23 protein-coding genes and 1 pseudogene are annotated in these 23,874 nt (G+C 61.6%); 6 read left to right on the forward strand and 18 right to left on the reverse strand.

Annotated elements, in window-relative coordinates; all coding sequences use genetic code 11:
* The first annotated feature begins 52 nt into the window (after positions 1-52).
* Positions 53-196, forward strand: coding sequence for a cupin domain-containing protein (locus AC1RR3_RS01460; RefSeq protein WP_492818613.1), 144 nt, complete (start codon positions 53-55; stop codon positions 194-196).
* Between the two features lie 126 nt (positions 197-322).
* On the opposite strand, the pseudogene AC1RR3_RS01465 reads toward AC1RR3_RS01460, so the two are convergent.
* Positions 323-604: pseudogene (locus AC1RR3_RS01465) on the reverse strand (ArsR/SmtB family transcription factor); the annotation flags it as partial.
* A gap of 42 nt (positions 605-646) precedes the next feature.
* Positions 647-1,321: a peroxiredoxin gene (locus AC1RR3_RS01470; RefSeq protein ID WP_492818615.1), complete on the reverse strand. Its 675-nt coding sequence runs from the start codon at positions 1,319-1,321 to the stop codon at positions 647-649.
* A gap of 347 nt (positions 1,322-1,668) precedes the next feature.
* Between AC1RR3_RS01470 and AC1RR3_RS01475 the strand changes: the two genes are divergently transcribed.
* The 5 genes from AC1RR3_RS01475 (at position 1,669) to AC1RR3_RS01495 (ending at position 6,092) form a co-directional block, all read left to right on the forward strand.
* Positions 1,669-2,337, forward strand: coding sequence for a Crp/Fnr family transcriptional regulator (locus AC1RR3_RS01475; RefSeq protein WP_492819766.1), 669 nt, complete (start codon positions 1,669-1,671; stop codon positions 2,335-2,337).
* A gap of 246 nt (positions 2,338-2,583) precedes the next feature.
* The gene (locus AC1RR3_RS01480) at positions 2,584-2,736 is read left to right on the forward strand and encodes a hypothetical protein (protein WP_492818617.1); all 153 of its coding nucleotides are present in this window, start codon (positions 2,584-2,586) and stop codon (positions 2,734-2,736) included.
* A 209-nt stretch (positions 2,737-2,945) separates the two neighbouring features.
* Entirely contained in the window at positions 2,946-4,229 is a 1,284-nt protein-coding gene (mtoX, locus tag AC1RR3_RS01485) for a methanethiol oxidase (RefSeq protein ID WP_492818619.1), read from the forward strand.
* A 27-nt stretch (positions 4,230-4,256) separates the two neighbouring features.
* Complete coding sequence (locus AC1RR3_RS01490) at positions 4,257-4,940, forward strand: SCO family protein (protein WP_492818621.1); 684 nt, start codon at positions 4,257-4,259, stop codon at positions 4,938-4,940.
* A 24-nt stretch (positions 4,941-4,964) separates the two neighbouring features.
* Positions 4,965-6,092, forward strand: coding sequence for a cytochrome-c peroxidase (locus AC1RR3_RS01495; RefSeq protein WP_492818623.1), 1,128 nt, complete (start codon positions 4,965-4,967; stop codon positions 6,090-6,092).
* Positions 6,093-6,562: 470 nt separating this feature from the next.
* Here AC1RR3_RS01495 and cydB read toward each other — a convergent pair whose 3' ends face one another.
* From cydB to soxZ, 16 genes are all read right to left on the reverse strand, one after another.
* Complete coding sequence (gene cydB, locus AC1RR3_RS01500) at positions 6,563-7,564, reverse strand: cytochrome d ubiquinol oxidase subunit II (RefSeq protein WP_492818625.1); 1,002 nt, start codon at positions 7,562-7,564, stop codon at positions 6,563-6,565.
* Positions 7,561-8,985: a cytochrome ubiquinol oxidase subunit I gene (locus AC1RR3_RS01505; RefSeq protein WP_492819768.1), complete on the reverse strand. Its 1,425-nt coding sequence runs from the start codon at positions 8,983-8,985 to the stop codon at positions 7,561-7,563. Before AC1RR3_RS01505 ends, cydB begins: the two co-directional genes overlap by 4 nt.
* A 4-nt stretch (positions 8,986-8,989) precedes the next feature.
* On the reverse strand, positions 8,990-9,772 hold the full coding sequence (locus AC1RR3_RS01510; RefSeq protein WP_492818627.1) for a sulfite exporter TauE/SafE family protein: 783 nt from the start codon (positions 9,770-9,772) through the stop codon (positions 8,990-8,992).
* A gap of 7 nt (positions 9,773-9,779) precedes the next feature.
* Positions 9,780-11,444: a bifunctional protein tyrosine phosphatase family protein/NAD(P)/FAD-dependent oxidoreductase gene (locus AC1RR3_RS01515; RefSeq protein ID WP_492818629.1), complete on the reverse strand. Its 1,665-nt coding sequence runs from the start codon at positions 11,442-11,444 to the stop codon at positions 9,780-9,782.
* 41 nt (positions 11,445-11,485) lie between these two features.
* Positions 11,486-12,373 carry an MBL fold metallo-hydrolase gene (locus AC1RR3_RS01520; RefSeq protein WP_492818631.1) on the reverse strand — a complete coding sequence of 296 codons (888 nt, stop codon included), beginning with the start codon at positions 12,371-12,373 and terminating at the stop codon, positions 11,486-11,488.
* 718 nt (positions 12,374-13,091) lie between these two features.
* The gene (locus AC1RR3_RS01525; protein ID WP_492818633.1) at positions 13,092-15,068 is read right to left on the reverse strand and encodes a methyl-accepting chemotaxis protein; all 1,977 of its coding nucleotides are present in this window, start codon (positions 15,066-15,068) and stop codon (positions 13,092-13,094) included.
* Between the two features lie 157 nt (positions 15,069-15,225).
* The gene (locus AC1RR3_RS01530) at positions 15,226-15,609 is read right to left on the reverse strand and encodes a c-type cytochrome (RefSeq protein ID WP_492818635.1); all 384 of its coding nucleotides are present in this window, start codon (positions 15,607-15,609) and stop codon (positions 15,226-15,228) included.
* Positions 15,610-15,989: 380 nt separating this feature from the next.
* Entirely contained in the window at positions 15,990-17,081 is a 1,092-nt protein-coding gene (locus AC1RR3_RS01535) for a YeeE/YedE family protein (RefSeq protein WP_492818637.1), read from the reverse strand.
* A 115-nt stretch (positions 17,082-17,196) separates the two neighbouring features.
* Positions 17,197-17,640 carry a DsrE family protein gene (locus AC1RR3_RS01540; protein ID WP_492818639.1) on the reverse strand — a complete coding sequence of 148 codons (444 nt, stop codon included), beginning with the start codon at positions 17,638-17,640 and terminating at the stop codon, positions 17,197-17,199.
* Positions 17,641-17,652: 12 nt separating this feature from the next.
* Positions 17,653-18,555 (reverse strand): alpha/beta hydrolase, encoded by a 903-nt coding sequence (locus AC1RR3_RS01545; RefSeq protein WP_492818641.1) that lies wholly within the window; start codon positions 18,553-18,555, stop codon positions 17,653-17,655.
* 14 nt (positions 18,556-18,569) lie between these two features.
* Positions 18,570-18,956 carry a DsrE family protein gene (locus AC1RR3_RS01550; RefSeq protein ID WP_492818643.1) on the reverse strand — a complete coding sequence of 129 codons (387 nt, stop codon included), beginning with the start codon at positions 18,954-18,956 and terminating at the stop codon, positions 18,570-18,572.
* Between the two features lie 71 nt (positions 18,957-19,027).
* Entirely contained in the window at positions 19,028-19,720 is a 693-nt protein-coding gene (locus tag AC1RR3_RS01555) for a c-type cytochrome (RefSeq protein ID WP_492818645.1), read from the reverse strand.
* Positions 19,704-20,972 (reverse strand): sulfite dehydrogenase, encoded by a 1,269-nt coding sequence (soxC, locus tag AC1RR3_RS01560; RefSeq protein ID WP_492818647.1) that lies wholly within the window; start codon positions 20,970-20,972, stop codon positions 19,704-19,706. The genes AC1RR3_RS01555 and soxC overlap by 17 nt, the downstream gene beginning before the upstream one ends.
* 5 nt (positions 20,973-20,977) lie before the next feature.
* Positions 20,978-22,669: a thiosulfohydrolase SoxB gene (gene soxB / locus AC1RR3_RS01565; protein ID WP_492818649.1), complete on the reverse strand. Its 1,692-nt coding sequence runs from the start codon at positions 22,667-22,669 to the stop codon at positions 20,978-20,980.
* A gap of 26 nt (positions 22,670-22,695) precedes the next feature.
* Complete coding sequence (gene soxA / locus AC1RR3_RS01570; RefSeq protein ID WP_492818651.1) at positions 22,696-23,517, reverse strand: sulfur oxidation c-type cytochrome SoxA; 822 nt, start codon at positions 23,515-23,517, stop codon at positions 22,696-22,698.
* A 29-nt stretch (positions 23,518-23,546) separates the two neighbouring features.
* A complete protein-coding gene (soxZ, locus tag AC1RR3_RS01575; RefSeq protein WP_492818653.1) occupies positions 23,547-23,873 on the reverse strand; it encodes a thiosulfate oxidation carrier complex protein SoxZ in 327 nt (108 codons plus the stop codon).
* Position 23,874 lies beyond the last annotated feature (1 nt).

A 23,874-nucleotide genomic window follows, 5' to 3' on the forward strand; every position in this document is an offset into this window, starting at 1 on the left:
CCGGTGCCGTGCAGCCAGAGGCCGATTGCCGGGGGGTAAGGAAATCCTGGTATTGGCCGGAGACCTCCACGACGAGCACGGCAGTTATGGTCCAGGGACGTGGATCAGGAATCCATGCGGATTCCAACGCATCCTGCGATCGGTCGGCGGAACCACATACTGGGTGAAGCGGGGCCATCTCCATGCCGGGCCCTGAGTTGCGCGGCCACGCAATTCATCGCGGCCTGGCCGGAACAACCTTGGCGAATTGGGCCGCCGCGTTCGTTGCGCTGAGCGGAGCGCGGATCGGAGCCACCAGATTCGGCCTCGCATTGGTTTCGAGGATGGTACGAACAGCGGCAATGAGCGCGACGGCGCGCTCATCCGCCAGTCGGTAGAACACCAGCTTTGCCGCCCGTCGCGCCGAAATCAATCCTGCTTCACGGAGCTCGCCCAACTGCTGCGACAGCGACGGTTGGCGGATGCCCAGCCTCTGCTCAAGCTCGCCAACGGAGCGCTCGCCGTCCAGCAAAGCGTATACAATCCGCAGGCGATGCGTGTTGGCCAAACTCTTGAGGAGCTCGACAGCGAGTTCAACCTTGTCGGAAATGGCTTTAGTCGGCACGTCTGCTCCATTGTCGTACGGCCAGGCGAAGACGACCGCAGCTCATGGTCGAGCGGCTCCGCCCCGGAGGCGAAAGTACCAGTCAGGCGCGTCTTGGCTCGGCTGATGCGTGATCGCATCTTCGACATTCAATGGTGCAGCGTCGAGCACGGGCTCGCCGCGCGTCCAACCTTCCGGCGTCAGCACTGCATCCGAGTCCGAGATTTGAAGCGCCTCCACCAGTCTGAGGATCTCGGCCACCGACCGACCAACGTTCATCGGATACCAGCTGATCGCCCGCACGACCCCGCTGGGGTCGATAACAAAGGTTGCGCGCACCGTGGAGCTATCCTGCGCGCCCGGAAGCAGCATGCCATACGCGCGAGCCACCGCCATTGACGGATCCTCCGCGATTGGAAATGGCACGGTTACACCAAACCGATCCTTGATCGAGCGCACCCAGGCCACATGAGATGAAAGACTATCGACGGACAGGGCCAGCAGGTCACAATGCAGATCCTGAAATTCGGCGTAGCACTTGCTGAAGGATACGAATTCGCTCGTGCAGACAGGCGTGAAGTCGGCGGGGTGTGAGAACAGCACCAGCCATCTGCCGCGATAATCTGAAAGCGCCCGCTGCCCGAGCGTTGTCCGCGCAGTAAACTCCGGAGCAACGCTGCCGATGATGACGGCGGCGTAGATGCCGTTGCTAAAACTCGGGCCCGCGTCCTCGGTCATTTCAATTCCCTGTCTTGTTGGTTGGGGCCGGGCGGCGTCGCGCCCAGCCGGTTCATTGGCTTCAACTTAGCTCCGACGGCGCGTGGTCCGGTTCCCGATTGCCCGCATGCCGCTCCCTGCTGGAACCCCGCTCCAATATTCCGGACGCGCAGCTCGCTCCCGCGACCGTGATGATGCTTTGCTGGGAAAGTTCGTCCGACAGCGCCTCCCGCCCTATCAATATACAAAGAAATATATTACAGTCCATCATTATATAATATATGAAAGTGAAAAGCGAGGGCGGAATGACGACCAGCGCTGGCAGTTACGGTAATATGGTAACAACACTTGGTCGCGATCGGCGGGGCGTGTCGGTTGCCCACGATCCGTTGGCTTGTCTTCCGGGATTGCGCCAATTGCCAACGAGGGTGACCTCACGCCTGCTCAGTTCGAGCCTGACCGTCGAATTTTCCGCAGGCAGCCGCATCTTCGGTCCTGGTCAGCCGCCGGAGTATTTTGTGCTGTTGCTGGATGGCGTTCTGCGTGTCCAGCAAACCTCCGAGAAGGGCCGCGAGATCGTGCTCTATCGGGTCGTGGCTGGTGAAAGCTGCGCACTCACAACTGCTTTTCTGATGGACTACGAGGAGCATCAGGCGGAGGGCATCGCCGAGACAAAACTTCGCGCTCTCTTGGTCTCTCGCTCTGTCTTCGATGAAACGATTGCGACGTCCCGTGAATTTCGCGAGTTCGTGTTCAGCGGGTTCAATCACCGCATCTCTCACCTGTTTCGCGTCATTGAAGAACTGGCGTTCTCTCGCATCGACGTGCGGTTGGCACAGAAGCTCATCGAGCTGGGATCGGCAAACGGTCAGGTGTCGGCAACCCATCAAGAGCTTGCCAACGAACTTGGCAGCGCGCGCGAGGTGATAAGCCGTCAGATCAACGAATTCCAGCGGCGCGGCTGGATCAAGACATCCCGCGGCACCATCGATGTCGCAAATCGCGCCGCCCTCTTGCGCCTCGCCCACCAGCCTTGAGAGCGACGCACAGGCTGGCCTCGCGTCACCTCGAGGTTTGGTGACTAAGTTACATACGCGCGGCTCTGTGCGACGTAGGATGTTCGCCTCGTTTCGGAGGATGCAAATGGCCCGGTACGTCCACGAGATCGAAAGACCGATCGGAGCGATCACCGGCGCAACTTGCTGTGCTGCGCGACGCCGTCATGCCTTCCCGCCACGGCGGGCGGAGTGCTTCCAATACGCGGCAAGGTCGGGAGGCTCGGCATGACGTGGCTGTTCCTGCTGCCCGGCAACCTCATCTGCGATGCGGTCGGCCTCAACGAGCATAGCGACAACCGCCAGATCCTGCGGATGTTTCTGAATACGCTTGTCTGGGGCAGCGTTGGTGTGATCGCAGTTCTTCGCTTCACGATCTGAGCCGTGCCCGCGACGGTATTCGGGACGACGTGAGCCGCGATCCGTGGCCGCCCGGATGAGCCATCGGATCACATGACCGACAGTTGGAGATTGTTGCCATCCAAGGTGGGGTCGGCGCCCGCAAACGCAGTCACGGTGCAGAGCCCAAACGGCGCATTCAAGACGCCACTCTGCAAAACCCTAGTCGACAAAAAATCGGAGGAAACCAAATGAGAAACGCTTTGATGTTGGGGGGCTGCGCACTTGCCCTCTTGTTAGCGACTGGCGCGGCGGCCGTGCGCGCCGACGAGACCTGCAATTCGCCGTTTATCTCAGCGCTTGTTCGTGGCCAGGAACAGTATCTGCATGTCTGGACCCTGGGCGAGATCGGCATGGGCGACGAATCGGACAAGCTCGTTACCATCAGCGTCGACTCGACGTCGCCGACATATGGCAAGGTCATCCATGCGGTGAGTGTCGGCGGGCGCGGCGAGGCCCATCACATGGGGCTGACGGATGATCGCCGCTATCTCTGGGCCGGACGACTTGATGACAATAAGATCTTCATCTTCGACCTTATCGACCCGGCCAAGCCCAAGCTGATCAAGACGGTCTCGGATTTCGTAGCCAGGACCGGCTTTGTCGGGCCTCACACATTCTATGCGACACCGGGGCGCATGCTGATCCAAGCGTTGTCGAACGCCAAGACGCATGATGGCGTGACGGCGCTCGTCACCTATTCCAACGACGGCGAGTATGTCGCCACCTATCCAATGCCGACCACGGATGGCGGCGACGGATACGGCTATGACATCGGCATCAACCCGGCGAAGAACGCCCTGCTGACGTCGAGCTTCACCGGCTGGACCAACTACATGATGGATCTCGGCACCCTGGTGAGCGACCAGGCAGCTATGAAGAACTTCGGCAAGACCATGGTCATGTGGGACCTCAAGGCCATGCGGCCCAAGACGATCTTCGAGGTGCCCGGCGCGCCGCTCGAGATCCGATGGTCGCTCAAGCCGCAAGACAACTGGGCCATCACCGCAACGGCGCTCACATCGAAGCTGTGGCTCATCAGTCAGAACGACAAGGGAGAGTGGCAGGCGAAGGACGTGGCAACGATAGGCGATCCCGCAAAGGTGCCGCTGCCGGTCGACATCTCGATCTCCGCCGACGCCAAGCGTCTCTGGGTCAATACCTTCATGGATGGCACGGCGCGTCTCTTCGATCTGACGAACCCCACCGCGCCAAAGGAGATCTACAGCAAGAAGATCGGCAATCAGGTCAACATGGTGTCCCAGAGTTACGACGGCAGGCGCGTCTACTTCACGACCTCGCTGCTAGCGAACTGGGACAAGAAGGGCCCTGATAACGAACAGTTCCTCAAGGCGTATGATTGGGACGGAAGTGAGCTTATTCACCGCTTTACCGTCGACTTCCACGAACTGAAGCTTGGCCGCGCGCATCATATGAAGTTCTCGGGCAAGACCAGTGCGGCGGCGCTCGACTAGTCGAACACCAGCGAAATTGGTGGCCAAATGCGTTTGACCTTGCCGCGGTGCCGCCATGCGGCCGGTTGCGCCCTCGTCCTCATGCTCGCAGCTCTTCTCTGCGCGGCGGAGGCGGGACAGGGCGCAACGGCCGCTCTTTTTCCTGCGCCTGGAACTTACCGGCTTGAGCGCATTTCCGAGGTGCCATCCGGCTGGGTGATCGAAGACAGCGTCTGGAGGCCGCGTCGACTTTCCTTCTATACGACCGGCTCTGTCACGCTGTTTTCGTTCTTCTACGGTACATGCCGCGATCCGCAGGGCTGCCCAGCGGCCTGGTCCGCCTTCGAGGCGATCCATCAGGAAATTGAAAAGAACCCTGTCCTGCGCGGGCGCGTACGCCTGGTCTTCCTGAGTCTGGATCCGTCGGTAGACACGCCGGAGCTGCTTGCCTTCTATAAGGCCATGAGCACGCCGCGCTCCCCGTGGTTTTTCCTGACCACCTGGTCGGAGCGCTTCCTCAACCCCATTTTGGCCGGCATGGGCCTTACCATCGCGCATGAGGTCGATGAGACGGGCCAGCGCACCGGCGATATCCTGCACATGCTGAAGATCTATCTGATCGACCCCAAGGGGTGGGTGCGCGAGATCTACACGACGGGCTATATCGATCCCGAGGTGACCCTGAACGATATCCGCACTCTGTTGCTTGAAGAGGACCGCGGCAAGAGCTGAGATGCGCCATATGCGACAGCGATCATGAGCAACCGCTTTCTCGCCCTTGTATGGGCCACGCCGATCGTTGTCGCGGCCGCGCAATTGCTCTTGCCCGCCAATGGCGGCCGTCTTGACCGGGCCGGCTGGGAGATCGCAGTGCCGCTGGGGCTTCCACAGGCCCCGGCTCTTCAGCATCTCGACAGGCTCAAGGTGGCGCTTGGCCGGAAATTGTTCTTTGACCGGCGCCTGTCGTTCAACAGCACGCTTTCCTGCGCCATGTGCCACATTCCGGCGCAAGCCTTCGCCTCGACGCAATCGGCCACCGCGGTCGGATTTCAGGGCCAGAGCCTTCGGCGCAATGCCCCGAGTCTGTTGAACGTGGTCTATCAGAAGGAGCTCTTTCATGACGGCCGAGAGCCCGATCTTCCGGCGCAGGCGTGGTCGCCCCTGCTCTCTCCTGCCGAGATGGCCAATCCGTCGGTTGGATACGCAATCAAGCGCATCCTGGAGCTTGACGACTACGCGTCCTTGTTCAAGGAGGCGTTTGGAGACCGCGGCGCCGACATGCAGTCGGTGGGTGAGGTTCTCGCCGCGTACCAGCGCACCCTCCTGTCCGGCAATTCGCGCTTCGACCGATGGAAATTCGGCAACGACGACGCTGCGCTGACGGCAGTCGAAAGGCATGGTTATGACCTCTTCGTTGGCAAGGCGCGCTGCGGCCTTTGCCATACCATCGGCGAGCGCTTCGCGCTGTTTACGGATTTCGAGTTCCACGCAACCGGTATCGGCTTTCGCGCCACCCACCTCGGGGGTTCGAGCATGCTCGAAGTCGAGCTCGCGCCAGGCGTGATCACGAAAGTCAAGCGTGCCGACATCGCGTCCGTTGGCGCCCGGCCGCAGAGTGACCTTGGGCGGTTCGAGGTGACGCTAAACACCGACGACAAGTGGGCCTACAAGACGCCGAGCCTGCGCGATGTTGCAGTCACGTATCCCTATATGCATGACGGATCGCTCGTTTCACTCGAGGAAGTCGTCGATTTCTACGATGCCGGCGGAATTGCCTTCGATGGACGCAGCAAGATTGTCCGGCCGCTCGGCCTCAACAATGAGGAGAAGGCGGCTCTCGTCGCCTTCCTCAAGACGTTGACGGGAGAGAATGCGGGCCGCTAGCTCGATAGGCGGACCGCACGCTTGAGTCGCCAGTTCGAATTGCGGGGGCACTGGCTCAAGCCAACCAGCAACGGGTTTGCTGGCCGGGCCCGGGAGCTCGAGATATTTCTGCGACGACGCCGACCGAAACGCTGCGCCGAAGCCGCGCGCAGCAGGGCCAATGACAGGTGGCGTTCGGCGCCGGCGTTTACCTCCGGCAAAGTCATCGTGATCACAAGGTTGATGGAATCGACCATCTGCCGAAGGCTCCAGCAAACACACTGTGGATGCGCGCTACGAGCCCCAATTGCCGTCATGACAGGCTCCTTCCAGGTGCCAAGGGTTCTCCCTCGACATTGGATCGCTGCTCGCCTGCTCTCAGGTCGGAATCATCCTATGGACAAGAAGTCCCACAGCAACGACACAGAGGACACCGCTCGCCCACAACATCACGAACCAAAGCAATCGCTCATGAAGCGGGCGGCCAGCCATCAATGATAGCCTTCCGCGTCTGTCTTTCCGCGGAATACCCAATACGAATAGCTCGTATAGACGAGGATGATCGGCAAAAGAACGACGGCACCGACAAGGAGGAAAGCAAGGCTCTTCTCCGGCGCCGCCGCCTGCCAAAGAGTAACATCGGGCGGCACAATGGCTGGATAGATGCTGATGCCCAGACCGGCGTAGCAGAGAGCGAACAGCACCAGCGCAAGCACGAAGGGTTGCGTCTCGCGCCGGTCATGAACGGCAAGAAGGAGACCGCCGCCAACGACGAGCGTCAGAATCGGCACCGGGATCACATAGAGCAGCGCGGGAAAGCTCATCCACCGGCTGAGGTAGGCCGGATTGATGAACGGCGTCCACAATGAGACGGTCGCGACGCAGAACAGCAGTGCGAGGGCCAGCACCCATGACAGGCCGTAGGCTCTGCGTTGAACATGCCCTTCCGTCTTCATGATAAGCCAGCAAGCACCGAGCAGAGCATATCCGGTGCTCAGGGCCAATCCGGTCGTCAGGCTGAACGGCGACAGCCAGTCGGACCAGCCTCCGGCGTATTCGCGGTTTGCGACCCGAATTCCCTGGATCAGAGATCCGAGCATGATGCCCTGCGCGAAGCTTGCGAGCAGCGATCCGCCAGCGAACGCAAAATCCCAAAGGACTCTGCCTCGTCCGGCCTTCCAGCGAAATTCGAAGGCGACACCGCGAAGCACGAGACCCAGCAGCATGGCCAGAACGGGCGCATACAAGGCCGGCAGAATAAGCGCATAGGCCAGCGGAAACGCCGCGAATAGTCCTCCTCCGCCCAGCACAAGCCATGTCTCGTTACCGTCCCAGACTGGCGCGACGGAGTTCATCACGACGTCACGCTCGCGGCCTCTCGCGAACGTCAGAAAAAGGATGCCGACGCCGAGATCGAACCCATCAAGAATGACGTAGGCGAGAATCGCGAACGCGATCAGAAATCCCCAAATCAGCGGGAAGTCGAGCGTCATTGGCGTCCCTTCCCCGTTGAGGCTGCCTCGGCCAGCGATTGCGCCGCGCCGGGCATCAATCCGGCCGCATGGATCGGTTCCGCGGGGCTCGGGGCCATTTCCCGATCCTCGGGCGGCAGGTGCATTTGGCGGAGCACATAGAACACTCCGGCCCCGAACACCGCGAAATAGACGACCACGAAGGCGATTAGGGAAGCGCCGACTGCTGAGGACGCGATTGGCGACGCGCTGTCGGTGGTCCTTAGGAGCCGATAGACCGTGTAGGGCTGCCGTCCGGCCTCGGTGGTGATCCAGCCTGCGAGAACGGCGACAAATCCCGAGGGAGCCATTGCCACCGCCGCACGTTGCAGCCACCGCGCCCTGGAAAGACCCGTTCGCCAGCGCGCCATCAGACTCCAGAGCCCCACTCCCAGCATCGCCAAGCCGAGCCCGACCATCACGCGAAAGCTCCAGAAGATCAGCGGTGCATTTGGCCATTCCGACTTGGGCCAGTGCTTCAAGCCCAGGATCGTGCCGTTCCAATCGTGCGTCAGAATCAGGCTTCCAAGATTAGGAAGCTCGATTGCATTGCGGGTCAGGCCGAGTTCGTTGTCCGGCCAGCCGAACAGCAACAGGGGCGCGCCGGAGCGCGTCTCATAGTGCCCCTCCATCGCGGCGATCTTGGCCGGCTGGTGCTCGAGCGTGTTCAACCCGTGCAGGTCGCCGGCGACGATCTGCAATGGCGTCACGATCGCGGCCACCCACATGGCCATCGAGAACATCAGCCTGGCGGGGCGGTTCTTGTCGTTCCGCAGCAGATGAAACGCGCCGACACCGCCCACGACGAAGGCCGTCGTGAGATAGGCGGCCAGGACCATATGAACCAGGCGATAGGGAAATGACGGATTGAAAATGACCTTCCACCAATTGTCCGGAACGAACTGACCATTCGCGTTGACGATGAAGCCGGCCGGCGTCTGCATCCAACTATTCGCCGACAGGATCCAAAACGCCGAGAACAGCGTGCCGATCGCGACCATGAGCGTTGCGAAGAAGTGCAGACGGGGCCCCACGCGATTGAGACCAAACAACATGACGCCGAGGAAGCCGGCCTCGAGAAAGAACGCCGAGAGCACCTCGTAGCCCATCAGCGGGCCCAGCACGGGCCCGGTCTTGTCCGAGAAGACGCTCCAGTTCGTGCCAAACTGATAGCTCATGACGATGCCGGAGACGACGCCCATTCCGAACACGGTCGCGAATATCTTCAGCCAATAGTTGAACGTCGCAAGATAGACGTTGCGTCCCGTGCGGAGCCAAAATGCCTCGAGAACAGAAAGATAGCTCGCAAGGCCGATTGTGACGGCGGGAAAGATGATGTGGAACGAAACCACGAATGCGAATTGGAGACGCGCCAAGTCAATTGCTGTCATGTGGGAAACGATCTCCTCAACCAAGAATGCCGCGCGCCGTCACGTAAACGCCAACGCTCGCCACGATCGTTGCAAACACGAGGGAGAGGGTTCGCTTGTGGCCCGCCAGGCGGCCGGCGATCCGGCCCCCGATCAGGCTTCCGGCCACGCCGCCGATGACGAACAGGAGCACGAGTCTCCAATCGATGAAGCCGGAAAGGGCATAGTTGAATGCGGTGGTGAATCCGAAGGCTGACACTGAGACGAGAGACGAGCCGATCGCGGCCAGAAGCGGCATTCTCGCGCCGGCCATCAGCCCAGGAACGACCAGGAAACCGCCGCCGATGCCGAAGAACCCAGCGAGCAGACCGGTGCCGGTTCCAAAGGCCATTAGCCGCGGCGCAAGGTTTGAGGCATTTTTCGTCGAAAGTGGCGCGAATTCTATCACCGTGGCCTTCGGCTTCCTGAACATGAGCAACGCAATCACGATCATCAAGATGCCGAAAAGCGTCAGGAGCCGCTGACCGTCGACGGATTTCCCGATCGTGGAGCCAAGGCTCGCGCCGGCCACGCCACAGGCTGCAAAGACGACCGCACACGGCCACCGCACATTGCCCGCCCGCGCGTGGCCGGCGAGGCTCGACAGTGCGCTGAGTGCGACCGCGACCGCGCTTGTCCCGATCGCGACATGTGCCGAGCGCACGCCCACGACGTACACCAGCAGCGGCACGGCAAGGATCGATCCGCCTCCGCCGATCAACCCGAGTACGAAACCGACGAGCGCTCCCGAACCGACCGCAAGCGTGTCTTGGAGCACCATGAGCCGCCTACCGGACGCGAGGAGTGGCCATCCACTCCTTTCCTTTGAGCATTGCATGCCAGTAGATCGGCGGCAGGATTCGCTCCTTCAGCCACCACGCCCGCCTCGTCGGTTTCATGCCGTTCAGCAGGAACGAAGGGAAACTTGGCAGCAGCTTTCCGCCATAGCCGAACTCGGCCAGAACGATCTTGCCCCGCTCGACCGTAAGCGGACAGGATCCGTAGCCATCATAGATCGCCTGTTTGGTTCGAACTCCCATGTCGACGCAGACGTTTTCCGCCACGATCGGCGCCTGCTTGCGCGCCGCAGCGGCCGTCTTGGCGTTCGGGGCCGAACAGACATCGCCGAGCGACCAGACGTTGGCGAAGGTCTTGTGCCGCAAGGTTCCATGGTCGACATCGACCCATCCACCGGCATCGGCGAGCGGACTGACGCGGATGAAATCCGGAGCGCATTGCGGCGGCGTGACGTGAAGCATGTCGAACTCGACTTCGACCGTCCTGGGCGCCTCGCCGGGCGGCGACTTCGTGAAATAGGCCTTTCTTCCTGGGCCATCGACTGCAAGCAGGTTGTGATGGAAGTTCAGTCCGGCATCGTATCTCTTCACGTAGTTCATCAATGCCGGCACGTAATCTGCGACGCCGAACAGGACGGCCCCGGCATTGTAGAATTCGACGTCGATGTCGCGCAGACGATCGTTGCGATACCAATGATCCGCAGACAGATACATTGCCTTCTGGGGAGCCCCGGCGCATTTGATCGGCATCGGAGGCTGCGAGAAGACTGCACGCCCCGTTTTCAGCGACCGCACCAATTGCCAGGTATAGGGAGCAAGATCGAACCGGTAGTTCGAGGTCACGCCATTGCGACCGAGCGTCTCGACCAGGCCGGAGACTTTCTGCCAATCGAGTTTCAGGCCCGGGCACACGACGAGCCGCCTGTACCTGACGACCCTGCAGCCCTCGAGGATGACCGCGTTCTCGGCGGGCTCGAACGCGGTCACCGCCGCCTTGATCCAGGTTACCCCTGACGGTATTACCGACGCCATGGTATGGGCCGTGACGGCCGCATCGAAGATGCCCGCGCCAACCATCGTCCAGCCCGGTTGATAGTAGTGGATATCGGCGGGATCAATGACAGCGATATCCAGATCGGCCTTTCGCGCCAGGAGACTTGAGGCGCATGCGATGCCGGCGGCGCCGGCACCGACAATCACGATGTCGTGGCTCGCGTCGGGCAGATGCGTCGGCGTACGTCCGCCGTTGGCTATTCTGCGCACGATTCCGGACATGTCGTAGCCGGCGGCCTTGCTGGCCGCGAGCAGCGTGGGAAGGGGCTGCGTGTTCGCACTCGCGAGGCACCACAACGACACCGATCGCGTGCCTGTGCGACAATAGGCCAGGATCGGCTTTGGCAGGCTCTTCAAGAGCTTTTCGAACTTGACGGCGTCTTCATCCGCCATCTTGCCCGAGGCAACCGGCAGATGAACGAAATCCAGACCGCTAGCGGACGCCGACGCTTCGATTTCCCGTGCTAACGGTTGATCGGCTGCTTCACCATCAGGACGATTGCAGATGATGGAGCGGAACCCGGCCGCCTTCAGGGCCGCGACGTCGTGCGGCAAGATCTGCGCCGCGACGCTCAACTCGTCCGTAACATTCTTGACGTCCATGGCTTTCTCCATCCGTCACTTCCCGCGCGCATCGCTGCGCTTCAAAGCGCATTGACCGGCACTTTCAGAAACGTCTTTCCGCTGTCATCCGGCTCAGGCAATTGCCCGGCACGCATGTTGACCTGAAGCGACGGGACGATCAGCCGCGGCATCGCGAGCGTCCTGTCACGGGATTCGCGCATGGCCACGAACGACTCTTCGGTGAAGCCGTCGCGCACGTGGATGTTGCACGCGCGCTCCTCGCCGACACTGGTCTCCCACCTGATCTCGCGCCCGTTAGGGCCGTAGTCGTGGCACATGAAGAGACGCATTTCGCCGGGGAGCGTATCGAGCAGCTTGCGAATGGAGCGGTACAAAAGGCGGGCGTCGCCGCCCGGAAAGTCTGCGCGCGCCGTTCCGCCGTCCGGCATGAACAGCGTGTCGCCGACGAAGGCTGCATCGCCGATCACGTGGGTCGTACACGCCGGCGTATGTCCCGGGGTATGCAAGACAAACGCGGTCATCGCCCCGATCTGATACGTATCCCCGTCCTTGAAGAGACGATCGAACTGGCTGCCGTCACGACGGAACTGGGTACCTTCGTTGAACACCTTTCCGAACGTCTCTTGAACGGTGGTGATGTGTTCACCGATGCCGAGCCTTCCGCCCAGATTCGTCTGAATATAGGGCGCGGCCGACAGATGGTCGGCGTGCACATGAGTTTCGATCAGCCACTCGACCGTGAGCTGATTCAGGCGGATATGGTCGATGATGGCATTGGCCGACTTGTAGCCGATGCGGCCTGCGGCGTAGTCGATGTCGAGCACAGGATCGATGACCGCGCATGACGACGATTCTGGATCTGTCACGACGTAGCTGATGGTGCTCGTGTCCGGATCGAAAAAGGCCGCGACCTTTGGGACGATCGCCGTATCAATCGGATAGGACATGGCTGCAAACTCCTCTCTTCAGGAATGCTGAGATGGGCGCAGGCGAGATGGTGCGAACATGACGACAGAGCTTCGTCATGCCTCCTCCAAGGGCAGGCAAGCCAGCGATGTTGCCCGCTCCAAGAGCGCTTCGTGCCTGGTACAACAGGGTCTAGCGTAGCGGCGACCTCCTGTATGTGACTTAGTCACCAACTCCGCTAGAGTCATATGCGCCGCTGATGGAGGCAAAGACGGCGAGTTTGCGTTGGTTCGCGAGTTGACCGCGATCAACCTTCGCCGAGGCGCATATCGCAGCGGTCGTGCGCGGGCAAAGCTCGGGAGCAGCGGCTTCCCCAACTTCAGGACCCCTACAGCGAATAGCGTGGTCCGCGACTGCGCGATTGCTCGTCGACGGCGTCGACTGAACCGATTGAGCTCCGTGGGAATCCGACTCGGAAAAGACGTGAACCACAACCCATCTTCAATCCGGGATGTCCTGGGCTGCCTTGACCAGGGGCGTCGCTGGAGAAATCGTCCCTCAAGCAGGCCCGCGCGTCTTCACTGCTCTTGATTTCGTCGAGCGCTTGAACTCTTCTTCACTCACGCGAGGACAGCGCGATCCCTGCAATCACGCCGGACCGTCTCGCGGATATCACGGCGGCGGCCGGCGCGGCGGTTTCAATCGTCACGCACGGCATTATCGATGGCATTCATTGCATGGTTGCGCTATCGCGCGCCATCATGCCGCCCTGATGGAGGTCAGGAATTGCTGAACCTCATCGCGCAAAATGCTCGATTGCGTTGCTACCCGGTCCGCCACGGTCAAGACGTCGTCGGCTGACGTACCGGCATCGGCGACGGACGAGCTCACACTCGCGATATCGCGGGTCACCTGATCTGTGCCGGAGGCTGCGACTTGGACACTCTGCGCAATCTCCTTGGTGGCAACACCCTGCTCCGTCACGGCCTGGCCAATTGATGTCGAGATGTTGCTCACTTCGGTAATGGTGCGCGAGATGGACTGGATCGCCTCGACCGCGAGCGCCGTCTCCTTCTGTATCACGGTGATCTGACTGCCAATCTCTTCCGTCGCCTTGGCGGTCTGACTGGCAAGCGTCTTCACCTCACTTGCAACGACCGCGAAGCCTCTGCCCATCTCGCCGGCACGCGCCGCTTCGATCGTCGCGTTCAGCGCCAGCAGGTTGGTCTGGCTTGCGATGCCGTTAATGAGTTCTATGACCTCACCGATCTTTTGAGCCGCCGCCGCAAGGCCTTCGACTGTAACGCGCGTGCGCTCCCGCTCATCAGCCGCTCGATCGATGATGGCGGATGAATGATTAACTTGACGGGTAATCTCGGCGATCGACGAGGAAAGCTCCTCGGCTGCCGCGGCGACGGTCTGGACGCTTGCAGAAGTCTCCTCCGAAGCGGAAGCCACCGCATGCGATTGCTGCTTCGCTCGCGCTGCGGTCGCCGACATCGATTGTGCCGTTAGCTTCATTTCCCGCGCCGACGTGGTAACGACCGTCGCAACACTCTGTACACTTGCCTCGAATCGATCGGCGAGCCGCGCGAAGGTTGCCCTTCTCTCCTGCTCGGCTTCCTGCTTTGCTCGCTCCTGCTCGGCCCTGAGCCCGGCGACCCGAATCGCGTTGCTCTTGAAGACCTCGACCGCGTGCGCCATCTGACCGACCTCATCGCGACGTGCGCGATTGGGAATCTCGATGTCGTGGTGTCCATCTGCGAGTCGCCGCATGGCGCTCGTTATGGTCAGGATCGGTCGGGAAATACCTCGTCCGAGCAACCATCCAACGATACACGCAATCAGCGTCGCCGCCACCGCGGTGGCAACAGCGAGGCCCTGCGCACGCCTCACGAGCCCGACATAGAGGGAATTGTCCATGACGATCTCGACCGCTCCGATTGACTGTCCTGAAAAATCCAGGATCGGACCAACCAGCGCCGCAACCGGAACGCCCGCAAGATCGCCTTTATGCATCGCAAATTTTCCGTCGGCGGCCCCGCGATAGCCGGCCGCGTCGAAGAAGGTCTTGCCGCCGAGCGTGGAGCCAAAGGTACCGAAGCTCTCTTTGTTGGCTAGGTGAAACGCAATATCCACCCCGCGGGCCTTCTTGAACTGTTCGAAGAACTGCTGCCCGAAAGACAGACCAAATTCGATCGACCCGACATGACGATCGGCCGACTTCAGCGGCACCACACCGCGGATGCCCAATCCGGCCAAACCGCCTTCCAGACCGACGATCGTGACGTTCTTGCCATTGGCCTCCACCACGGTCCTTCGGAAGGAGGAAAGGTCGTCGCCGAACTTCTCAGGCTGATGAACCCGGAGAAACGATGTCGCCGGAGATGTGTGGAACTGGAATTGTTCGACGTTGTACGAGGCCTTGAGCCCGGAGAATCCGGCAACGAACATGCTCTTCAGCGTCTCGCGGTCACCGTGCGCCATCGCGTCCCCTACTTGCGGGATCGCGGCCACGACCGCGCTCATGGCCGCGGCGCGATTTGCTTCTTGCACGAGTTGTGATTGCAGCGCATCGTAATGCGAACGCAATTCGCGCTCGTCCGCCCGATCGACAATGTCGGCGATGACCCACAGAACTCCGACCAGCACCAGCAACGCCGTACCGGTCGCGGAAAGCGCCAAGGCCGCCGTAACCCGGGTTTGCAATTTGAAATAGCCCAGAACGCGGCTCATTACGAATCCCCCTGAAGGCAATTCGACACCTTATTCGAACAGGCATTAAGTCAATGTGAAGTCCAGGCAATCGGGCCGCCGAGAGAGGGGTGCACCCGTAGTCGTACGGGTCATACGGGGATATGCCGCCTCGTCACGCTGACAAGAGCGCCCCCGCTCACTTGGTCTTACCGTCAGCGTCGTGCTGCTGGAGAAAGGCCCACAGATTCTTTGCCTCCGCCTCATTCTTGAGGCCGGCAAACGTCATCTTCGTGTTCGGTATTTTCGCCTTAGGATCCTTGATGTAGTCGAGAAAACTTTCCTCGTTCCAGGTGATGCCGGAGTTCTTATTCGCTTCCGAATAGTTATAGCCGGCGACCGATCCCGACTTGCGGCCGTCGAGGCCGTTGAGGATCGGCCCAACCTTATTCTTCGCCGTCAAGCCCACATCGTGGCAGCTCGCGCATTTCCTGAAGGCGGCAGCTCCCGCGGTGACATCCTGTGCACGCGCAGCACTCGTAGACGAGGCTGCCAACACGATGGCGACCAAAACCCGCTTCATACTATCGTCTCCTATGTTGAGCGACTCATTGAGTTGTCATCGGGATTCGAACGAACTCGTAATCGTGCGTCATCGGACTCGGAACGCCATGAGACCCATGTGTCTTGGCCAACCAAACATCGCCATCAGTATATTCTTACATTCGAATATTAAAAGATGTTTTCGTTCCGTGCCGCACCACGGTCTCTTTGGCCGGTCTTGCCCGCCGTTTTTTTGTCCGGTGCCAGCGTCGCGCCGCACTTTCGCAACAACACATTCGATCGAGGCGTGCTGTGCGCCTGCAGGGGTCATGTGCGGATGGTCGCGCCGGCCATGCCGGCGGCTGGTACGGCAACGCCAAGACCTCGTCCGCAGCCTCGGCATGCATTCGCGCGGATGGATCACGCGCTCGTCGCAGTAGATTTAGCCGCCTGATGCGCAGTCGACGCGCCCGCGCGATCGACGAGCAGATCGGTCAATCCAGCTCCGAGCCACATCCCGCCGAGCACGAGCCAGGCGGTGAGCGCGAACACCGAGGCGCCGGTTACGCCGGCGCCGACCGCGCAGCCGCCAGCCAGCATCGCGCCGAATCCCATCAGCACCGCGCCAAACAGATAGCGCCGCATGCCGAGACCGTCTGAGAATCCTTCGAGCCGCAGTTCGTGCGCCATTGCCGCAGCGATGAACGAGCCGAGGAAAACGCCCGGGATGATGCCGAGATCGAAATCGGGCCGCGGTCGCGAGCTGTTCAGCACCAGCATCAGCAGCTCCGCTGACGGGCCGCTGAAGGTGAGACTTTTCAGCATTACCGGCGCGAACGAGGCCTGCGCAAGCTGGTAGGTGAAGAGCCAGCCGGCAACGACCGCCGTGCCGGCTGCGAGGGCGGAGAGGATCATGCGGCGCGACAACTTGCACCGAACGGCGAAGGCGAGACCCGCAATCAGCCACATCGCACCGAATCCGAGCTTTTCGGGCGTACCGCCACCGAACACAGCGATGAAGTCGCGCGATGGACCGCCATCCACCAGCCACAAATTGGTCCACCATTCGCGCGCGGGGGACAGCAGGCCGCGATAGGAGGCCTGCGCTGTTACCGCAAACACCAGGCCGGACAGCAGCGCCCTCAGATTGCCGTTAGCCGACAGCACCAGAAGCCGGCTGGCGCAACCGCGCGCCAGGATCATGCCACAGCCGAACATCACCCCGCCGGCCAGGGCACCGGAGATGCTGCCCTGCTGTGCGAGCTGACGCGCTTCGGAGACGTCGAGCCGGCCGAAAGCGACGAGGGCCTGTGTGCCCACCAGAGCCGCTGCGAAGCTCAACAGCCAGACCGCAAGACGCGGCCCGCCCTGCCCGCGGACGAATTCGACGGCGGCGGCGCGCAAACAAAAACGGCTGCGCTGGGCAAAGAAGCCGAACAAGCCGCCCACGAGCAGACCACCGAGCCACGATAGCCAGTCCTCAGCCAGTAGATCGATGACTGCTGTAACCACCGCCGCCTCAGCTCTGTCTCGAAACCGGGAATCTACCGATTTCGTGGTTTCGCCATATGAGCCAAATCAAGGCCCACTCGTCACGCAACGCGCTGGGTCGAAACGGCTCACGCGCTCAGGGACGCAGATAGGCGTATCCCTGCTGTTGCAGTTCGGCGAGCCGAACCACTCCCCCCCTCTCGGCTACCACGAAACCCGGCGTAAGATCCTCCAGCTTCACGCCTTGCGCCTTCATGGTGTTGGCACAGGCATCGAATCCGACACCGTCCCCAACCAGCTTCTGCATCATGGAGACGGTGTGATCTTCGGCAGCGAGGGCATGAAAGGCGCGTAGCGCCGGTCCGTGAACGACCAGCCTAATGTCCGCCTTGCCGGGTCCGCCGACGCCATCAACGTGGTTCTGGAGATTGCCCAGAACGAAGACGACGCGTTCGACATCTGCCAGATGATACACGACGCGCTGCCGCGCGACGACGTCGCTCGCCTTGGCCGCCCTACCCAACGCAAAAGCACCAAGTAGTCCAGCAAGACTCGCACGAAGCATGGATCGACGTCGCATGATGCCCCCTTCTCAATATCTCTGTTTGATGAACTCAGCGATGCGATCGGCCGCATCTTCCGCGAATAGGTCGCGGAAGAAATGGTCGGCGTCCTCGATCTTCTCAAGCTGCACCCTGCCGCTGCTCGATTCGGCAAGCTTTGCGAATGAAGCCGTCACGTCGGGCACCACCGAATCCTTGGTCGCCGCCAGCACGAGCACAGGCAGCTTCGATTGCGCAACGAGTGCGGTGGTATCCTGACCGGGGTCGGGGCCACAGAAGGACGCAAAGGCTCGCGCCGTCACCACGGCGTTGCGGCAATAGGCGAAGCCGGGCACGTCCATCCACTCTCGGCCACGCCCCACCGCGACGGCTTTCGTGGCCTGCTCCAGGAACGGCTCAAGCGCCTTCCCGTAACTCTGGGCATAGGACGCCCGCTGGCCCGCCTCCCCTCCGGCCGTCGCCGGCGCCAGCAGCAGCGCGGCCAAGACTGGCGCAGGTTCGTGTGCCAGATAGCGCGCGAGCTGGTTACCGCCCCGCGAGTGGCCGAGAGCATAGACCCGGCTTGACATATTCTGTGCGCGGGCCACCCAGGCGCCGATTTCCGCAACCGTATCGTCCGCGACATAGTCATGCCGCGCGGCACAGTCATACATGCCCTTGCGGCGGTCCAACCCGAGTGACAGCGTGTGGGCGAGCGAGGCGATGCCGCGCTGCTCCAATGCCTTCGCCAGGCCCTGGATCGTCTCCATGTCCTTGTGCGCAAGTGTGCCATGGGTCATCACGACCAGCGGCGTATCCGGCCTGATCAATGCCGGTGTGCGCAGGGTCGCGAGAGTTACGCGGCCACCGACCGACAATTCCAGCTCCTGCTCGGCGGCACCGGCTGCTGAGCCGAGAGCAAGCAAGGTCACCAGTCCCACCAACCAACGCATCGACGGCGATCTCCCTAAGGACGGACGATCGTCCAGTTCTTTTCCGCAAGACCCATCAGGGCTGCAACGCCGACCTGGGTGACGCTGACGCCCTCCAGCAGCGGCGGGGTCCTGCCCTCCTTCGCCGCGAGCGTCTCCAGACTATTGCCGCAGGCGATGAAGCTCACATTTGGCATCGACCTCAGGAAGTTCGCCAGGCGCTCTCTTACCGGCGAACGGTCTTCGAGCAGCATGTCGAGGCCGCCATTGAACGCGATCACGACGATCTCGACCTCCTCGCCCTGTCCCGAATAGTGGCGCGAGACGTTCGCAGCAATGTCAAGAACGGCCCGCATTTTCGCAGGATCTTGGTCGCTGATCTGCAGTGCGAGCCGGTGCTGCTCGGCAGCATGGACCGACATGCCACAGCTCGCCAAGACGAAACCGGCGGCGAGAGCGCGAAACAGGGCGCGGCGACTCGCCCCACCGCGGCTCATTCCACGCCCCGCGACTTCCCGTTCTTGGTATCCTCGGGCGTCACGTCGATGACGGCGGCGCGCGCGGTGATCTTCACCGGCGCGATGCAATCCTTCATGCAGGGGTCCTTCTGCCAGAACGATTTCTCGGTCGTGGCACGATCGTCCATCACGAATCCCTGCTCGTTCGGCATCTTGATCGTGGCAAGGTTCTTGTTGTTCAGTTCGAAGTTCTGGTCAGTGATGACGTCGTTCAAGTAGAGAACGTAAGCGACCAACGCGTAGTCTTCGTCGACCGAGAGCGACTCCGCATTGCCATAGGGCATGGCGTGACGGACGTAGTCGAACACGGTCGATGCATAGGGCCAGTAGGACCCGACCGTCTTGACCGGGTTGTCGCTCGTCAACGATCCCTTGCCACCGGCAAGCACCGGCCAGCGGCCGTTGCCTTCGCCGAACTCGCCATGGCAGGATGAACAATTGTCCATGAACAGTTTCTCGCCCTGCGCCACCGTACCCTTTCCTGTCGGCAGCCCCTGTCCGTCCGGACGCACATCAATATCCCAGCCGCGGATCTCCTCCGCAGTCGGCGTACGTCCGATCTGATAGCGCGGGCCGGATTTGACGTCCGACTTCTGTTGCGCGGTCGCCGGCACGCTCATCGCACAAACGAGTAGCGCCGCCGAAATGAACTTAGGCGACTTCGACATTCTCGACCTCACCATTGACCTGGACATGCCAGCTCTGGATGCCATTGTTGTGATAGATGGAGTTGACGCCGCGTATTTTGCGCAGCTCCGCCTTGCTCGGCTGCACGTAGCCGGTCTCGTCCTGCACACGCGACTGCAGCAGCAGAGGCTCACCGTTCCAATCGAATTCGTAATAGAAGCGCGTCAGCGCCTTGTTGAGGACGGGACCGTCGAGCCGCGCAGGCCACCAATTGCGCCCGCCGTCGAGCGAGACATCCACGCGCTTGACCTTGCCGTTGCCGCTCCAGGCCAAGCCGGAAATGACGGTGAAGCCTTTGCCGTGCTTGATCGGCGCCTGCGGGCTCGGGCTGGTGATGACCGACTTGGCGTCCATCGCCCAGGTGAAGCGGCGCGCCTTGCCGTTGGGCATCAGATCCGTATATTTCGACGTTTCTTCCCGGGTGTGCCATGGCTGGTCGCCGACCTTGATGCGGCGCAGCCACTTGACCCAGAGATTGCCCTGCCAGCCCGGTACGACGAGGCGCATCGGATAGCCCTGCTCGGGATAAAGTGCCTCGCCATTCATTTTGTAGGCGATGATGCAATCGTCGAGCGCCTTCTCGATCGGCAGGCTGCGATCCATCGCAGCGGCATCCGCGCCTTCGACCAAGAGCCATTTGCCGTTGCTCTTGAGGCCAGCTTCCTCCAGCAGCGTGCGCAGCGAGACGCCGGTGTACTGCACGCAATGGATCATGCCATGGGTGAACTGGCAGCCATTGAGCTGGGCGCCGCGCCATTCCATGCCGGAATTCGCCGCGCATTCCATGAAGTGGATGCGGTTGACGCGTGGATAACGCTTCAACTCGTCGAGCGTCAGGATCAGCGGACGTTCCACCAGCCCATGGATCATCAGACGGTGGTCGGCGGGATCGACCTCGGCGATGCCGCCGTGATGCCGCTCGAAGCAGAGGCCGTTGGGCGTGATGATGCCCTCGAGCTCGTGCAGCGGAGTGAAGCTGACGGACGATTCACGCGATGCCGTCAGCCACTCGACGTCGCGTCGGATGACGTCCTTTTCGAATTTGGACGGCTTGCCGTATGGACGCACGGCAACTCCCTCGCCGAGCGCCCTCGTCCATTCCGGCACGTTGGGCGGCTGGTTGGCCGGATTTCCGCCGGCGCTGGCAGGTCGTGCGAGCATCGAGGCTGCAACGCCGGCACCGGCGGCAAGGAAGCTGCGTCGGGAGTGCCTTGGACTATCGATCTTCGACATCGATCTCACGCTCCGGTCACTTTGACTGCTCGGTTGGGTTCAAGACGAACCGTTTTGTGTCGCGTCAGATAATTTGCGACGACCTCCCAGATCGGAGGGCCTTCGGTGGCCTCGTTGACGCTGGCCCAGCCAGCGACCTGATATTCTCTGGACGGCTCGACCGGCGCGCCAGTCTTGACCAGCCGCATATCGGAGATGCGCTGACCTTGCGGCCTTGCGACATCAATTGCGTAGGAAAGCCCACCGATCCGCACCATATCGCCGCCCTGCTGATAGTAGGGATCGACGTTGAAGAGATTGTCGGCGACGTCCTCGATGATCTCTTTCAGGCGCGCCCCCGTCATCCCCATCCGATAGACCGCCGGATAGGTGATGGCCGTCGCATTCGTGACGTCCTCGAACGTGATGTCCTGTCCCGGCAGCACGCTGGCGCCCCATCGGAAGCCCGGCGACAGCGCGATCTCGGCATCGCGCTCCTGCAACAACGCCTGGCAGATCAGGTCGTCGAACGTGCCGTTGAAGTTGCCGCGCCGGTAGAGCAGCGATTCGGTCCTGCCGAGCACCTTGGCAAGGTCCGCCGCGAACGGCTTGCGCACCTCGGCGATCTTCGCAGCCATCTCGGCATCTGCGGTGATCACGTCGGAGAACAGCGGAATGAGCTTGTAGCTGTAGGCCTTGACCTCGCCATCGCGGACGTCGAGATCGAGCCGCGACACAAATTTACCCGACGAGCCCGACGCGATCAGCAGGGTCTTGCCAACCTTGACAGCTTCGGGCAGCGCGTCGTGGGTGTGCCCTGTCAAAATGACGTCGATGCCCTTGACGCGGCTTGCGAGCTTACGATCGACATCGAAGCCGTTGTGCGAGAGTAGCACGACGAGCTGCGCGCCGCCCTTGCGCGCCTTGTCGACCTGCGCCTGGACGTCCTCCTCGCGCACGCCGAAGGACCAGTTCGGGATCATCCAGCGCGGATTGGCAACCGGCGTATAGGGAAAGGCCTGACCCAGCACCGCGATTTTGACGCCTCCACGCTCGATCACCGTCGCGGCATCGAAGGCGGCTTCGTTCCATTCGGTGTCGCGAATATTGAGGCCGAGGAACGGAAAAGCGAGGCTCTCGATCGCCTGTTTGACGCGCTCGGTACCGTAGGTGAATTCCCAATGCCCGGTCATCGCATCCGGCTTGAGCAAGGCCATGCAATCGATCATGTCCTGACCGCGCGTCTTCAACGATGACCACGAGCCCTGCCAGGTGTCGCCACCGTCGAGCAGCGCGACCTTGTCGCCGCGTTCGGCACGGATCGCCTTGATCACGGTCGCGGCCCGATCAAGGCCGCCGATCCGGCCATAGGTCTTCGCCAGCGCCTCGAAATTCTCCGACGTCAGCGCGTATGCCGCCGACGAGCCGGGCGCGATGCCGAAGCGGGCGAGAAACTCCTTGCCGGTGACATGCGGAGGAAGCCCCTTCGCCCCGCCCACACCGAGATTGGTCGAGGGCTCGCGGAAATAGAGCGGCACGAGCTGACCGTGAATGTCGGTCACATGCACCAGCGTGACGTTGCCGAGCGGTTCGAACGCCAGCAACTCCTTCTCGGTCAGGCGCTGCTGGGCAAACGCTCGGGTCAGGCTTCCGCCCGCGCCGGCTGCAAGGGTGGCGGCTGCGGCAGCAACCTGAATGAACTCACGGCGAGAAATCATGCGTCAGGGTCCTGCAGGCTCATCGTTCAATTGCGCACCGAGGGCGTTTCGACCGGCAGCCCGATGCCGCGCCAGGCCACATAGAGCTCGAGCGCGGTAAACTCGTCCGACAGCGGCTTGAACGGCGTCGCACGCACGTCGAACATGCAGCCCTCGAAGCGCTCATGCAGAGGCACCAGGCGCTGGTCGCGCAGCCGGTAGGTGGGAAAACCGTTGGATTGGCCCTGACTCAGCAAATCGGCCCGCATGAATTTGCCGTTGTTGCGCTCGTGGCAGGATTCGCACGCAAGATCGAGCTGGCCGTAGCGTGTGTAGTAGATCTTCTTGCCGCGTTCGAACCATGGCGACATCGGTCCGTCCGTCCTCACCGTCACCGGCATGCCGTGCGACTGGTAGCGCACGAAGGTCGTCATGTCGGTCAGTTCCTGAGATTTGAATTCCCAGGGCTCAGCCTTCATGTGTTCGCTCCGGCAGATGTTGATACGCTGCTCGAGATTGACCGGCTTCTTCAATTTGTCGTCCCATTTCGGCATGGCGGCGCCGACGCCCTTCATGCTCGTCTCGGCCTCGCCGTGACAGCTCATGCAGGACTTGCCCTCGCTGCCTTCGACCTTCTTCCAGACGTCGGCGGCGCGCTCCACGGCGAGGAAGCCGGGATTTTCGAGGTCGTCGTCCTGCAGCGCGCGCGTCTCCTTGCTGCGGAACTCGTAGCCAGAGATGATGGTCTTGAAGACGTGTCCGGGCGGCGCCGGGATACCCTTGCGCTCGGCCTCCTGGGCCGAGACCGCGCCCGCGACCGACGCGAAAGCGACGACCGCTGTGGCGAGCCGAATAGAGCGTGGCAGCATCGGTACCCTCCCTCGAAGCTCCACGCGCCTCACGCCTTGAGCACGATCTTCTCTTCAGCCGTGATCACCGTGCCGTCGTCGTCGGTCCACAAGAACTTGAACGTTCCGGCCTCGTCCACCTTCGCATCGAACTGGATGTAGGGATTGGCCGATATCGCGGGCTCCAACGCGCATGCAAAGACCGGCTTGCCGTTGAACTCGCAGGCGAACGCGTTGATGATCTTGCGCGGAATGGTCTTGCCCTGCGCGTCCTTGCGCTGCCCCGATTCCATCACATGCGAGACCAAGGTCTTGATCTGGATGACCTCGCCCTTGGTCGCTTCCTTCGGAAGCTTGATACGCGGTTTATCTGCCATC

Source organism: Bradyrhizobium sp. GW821-FHT13H05 (genome assembly GCF_058804065.1).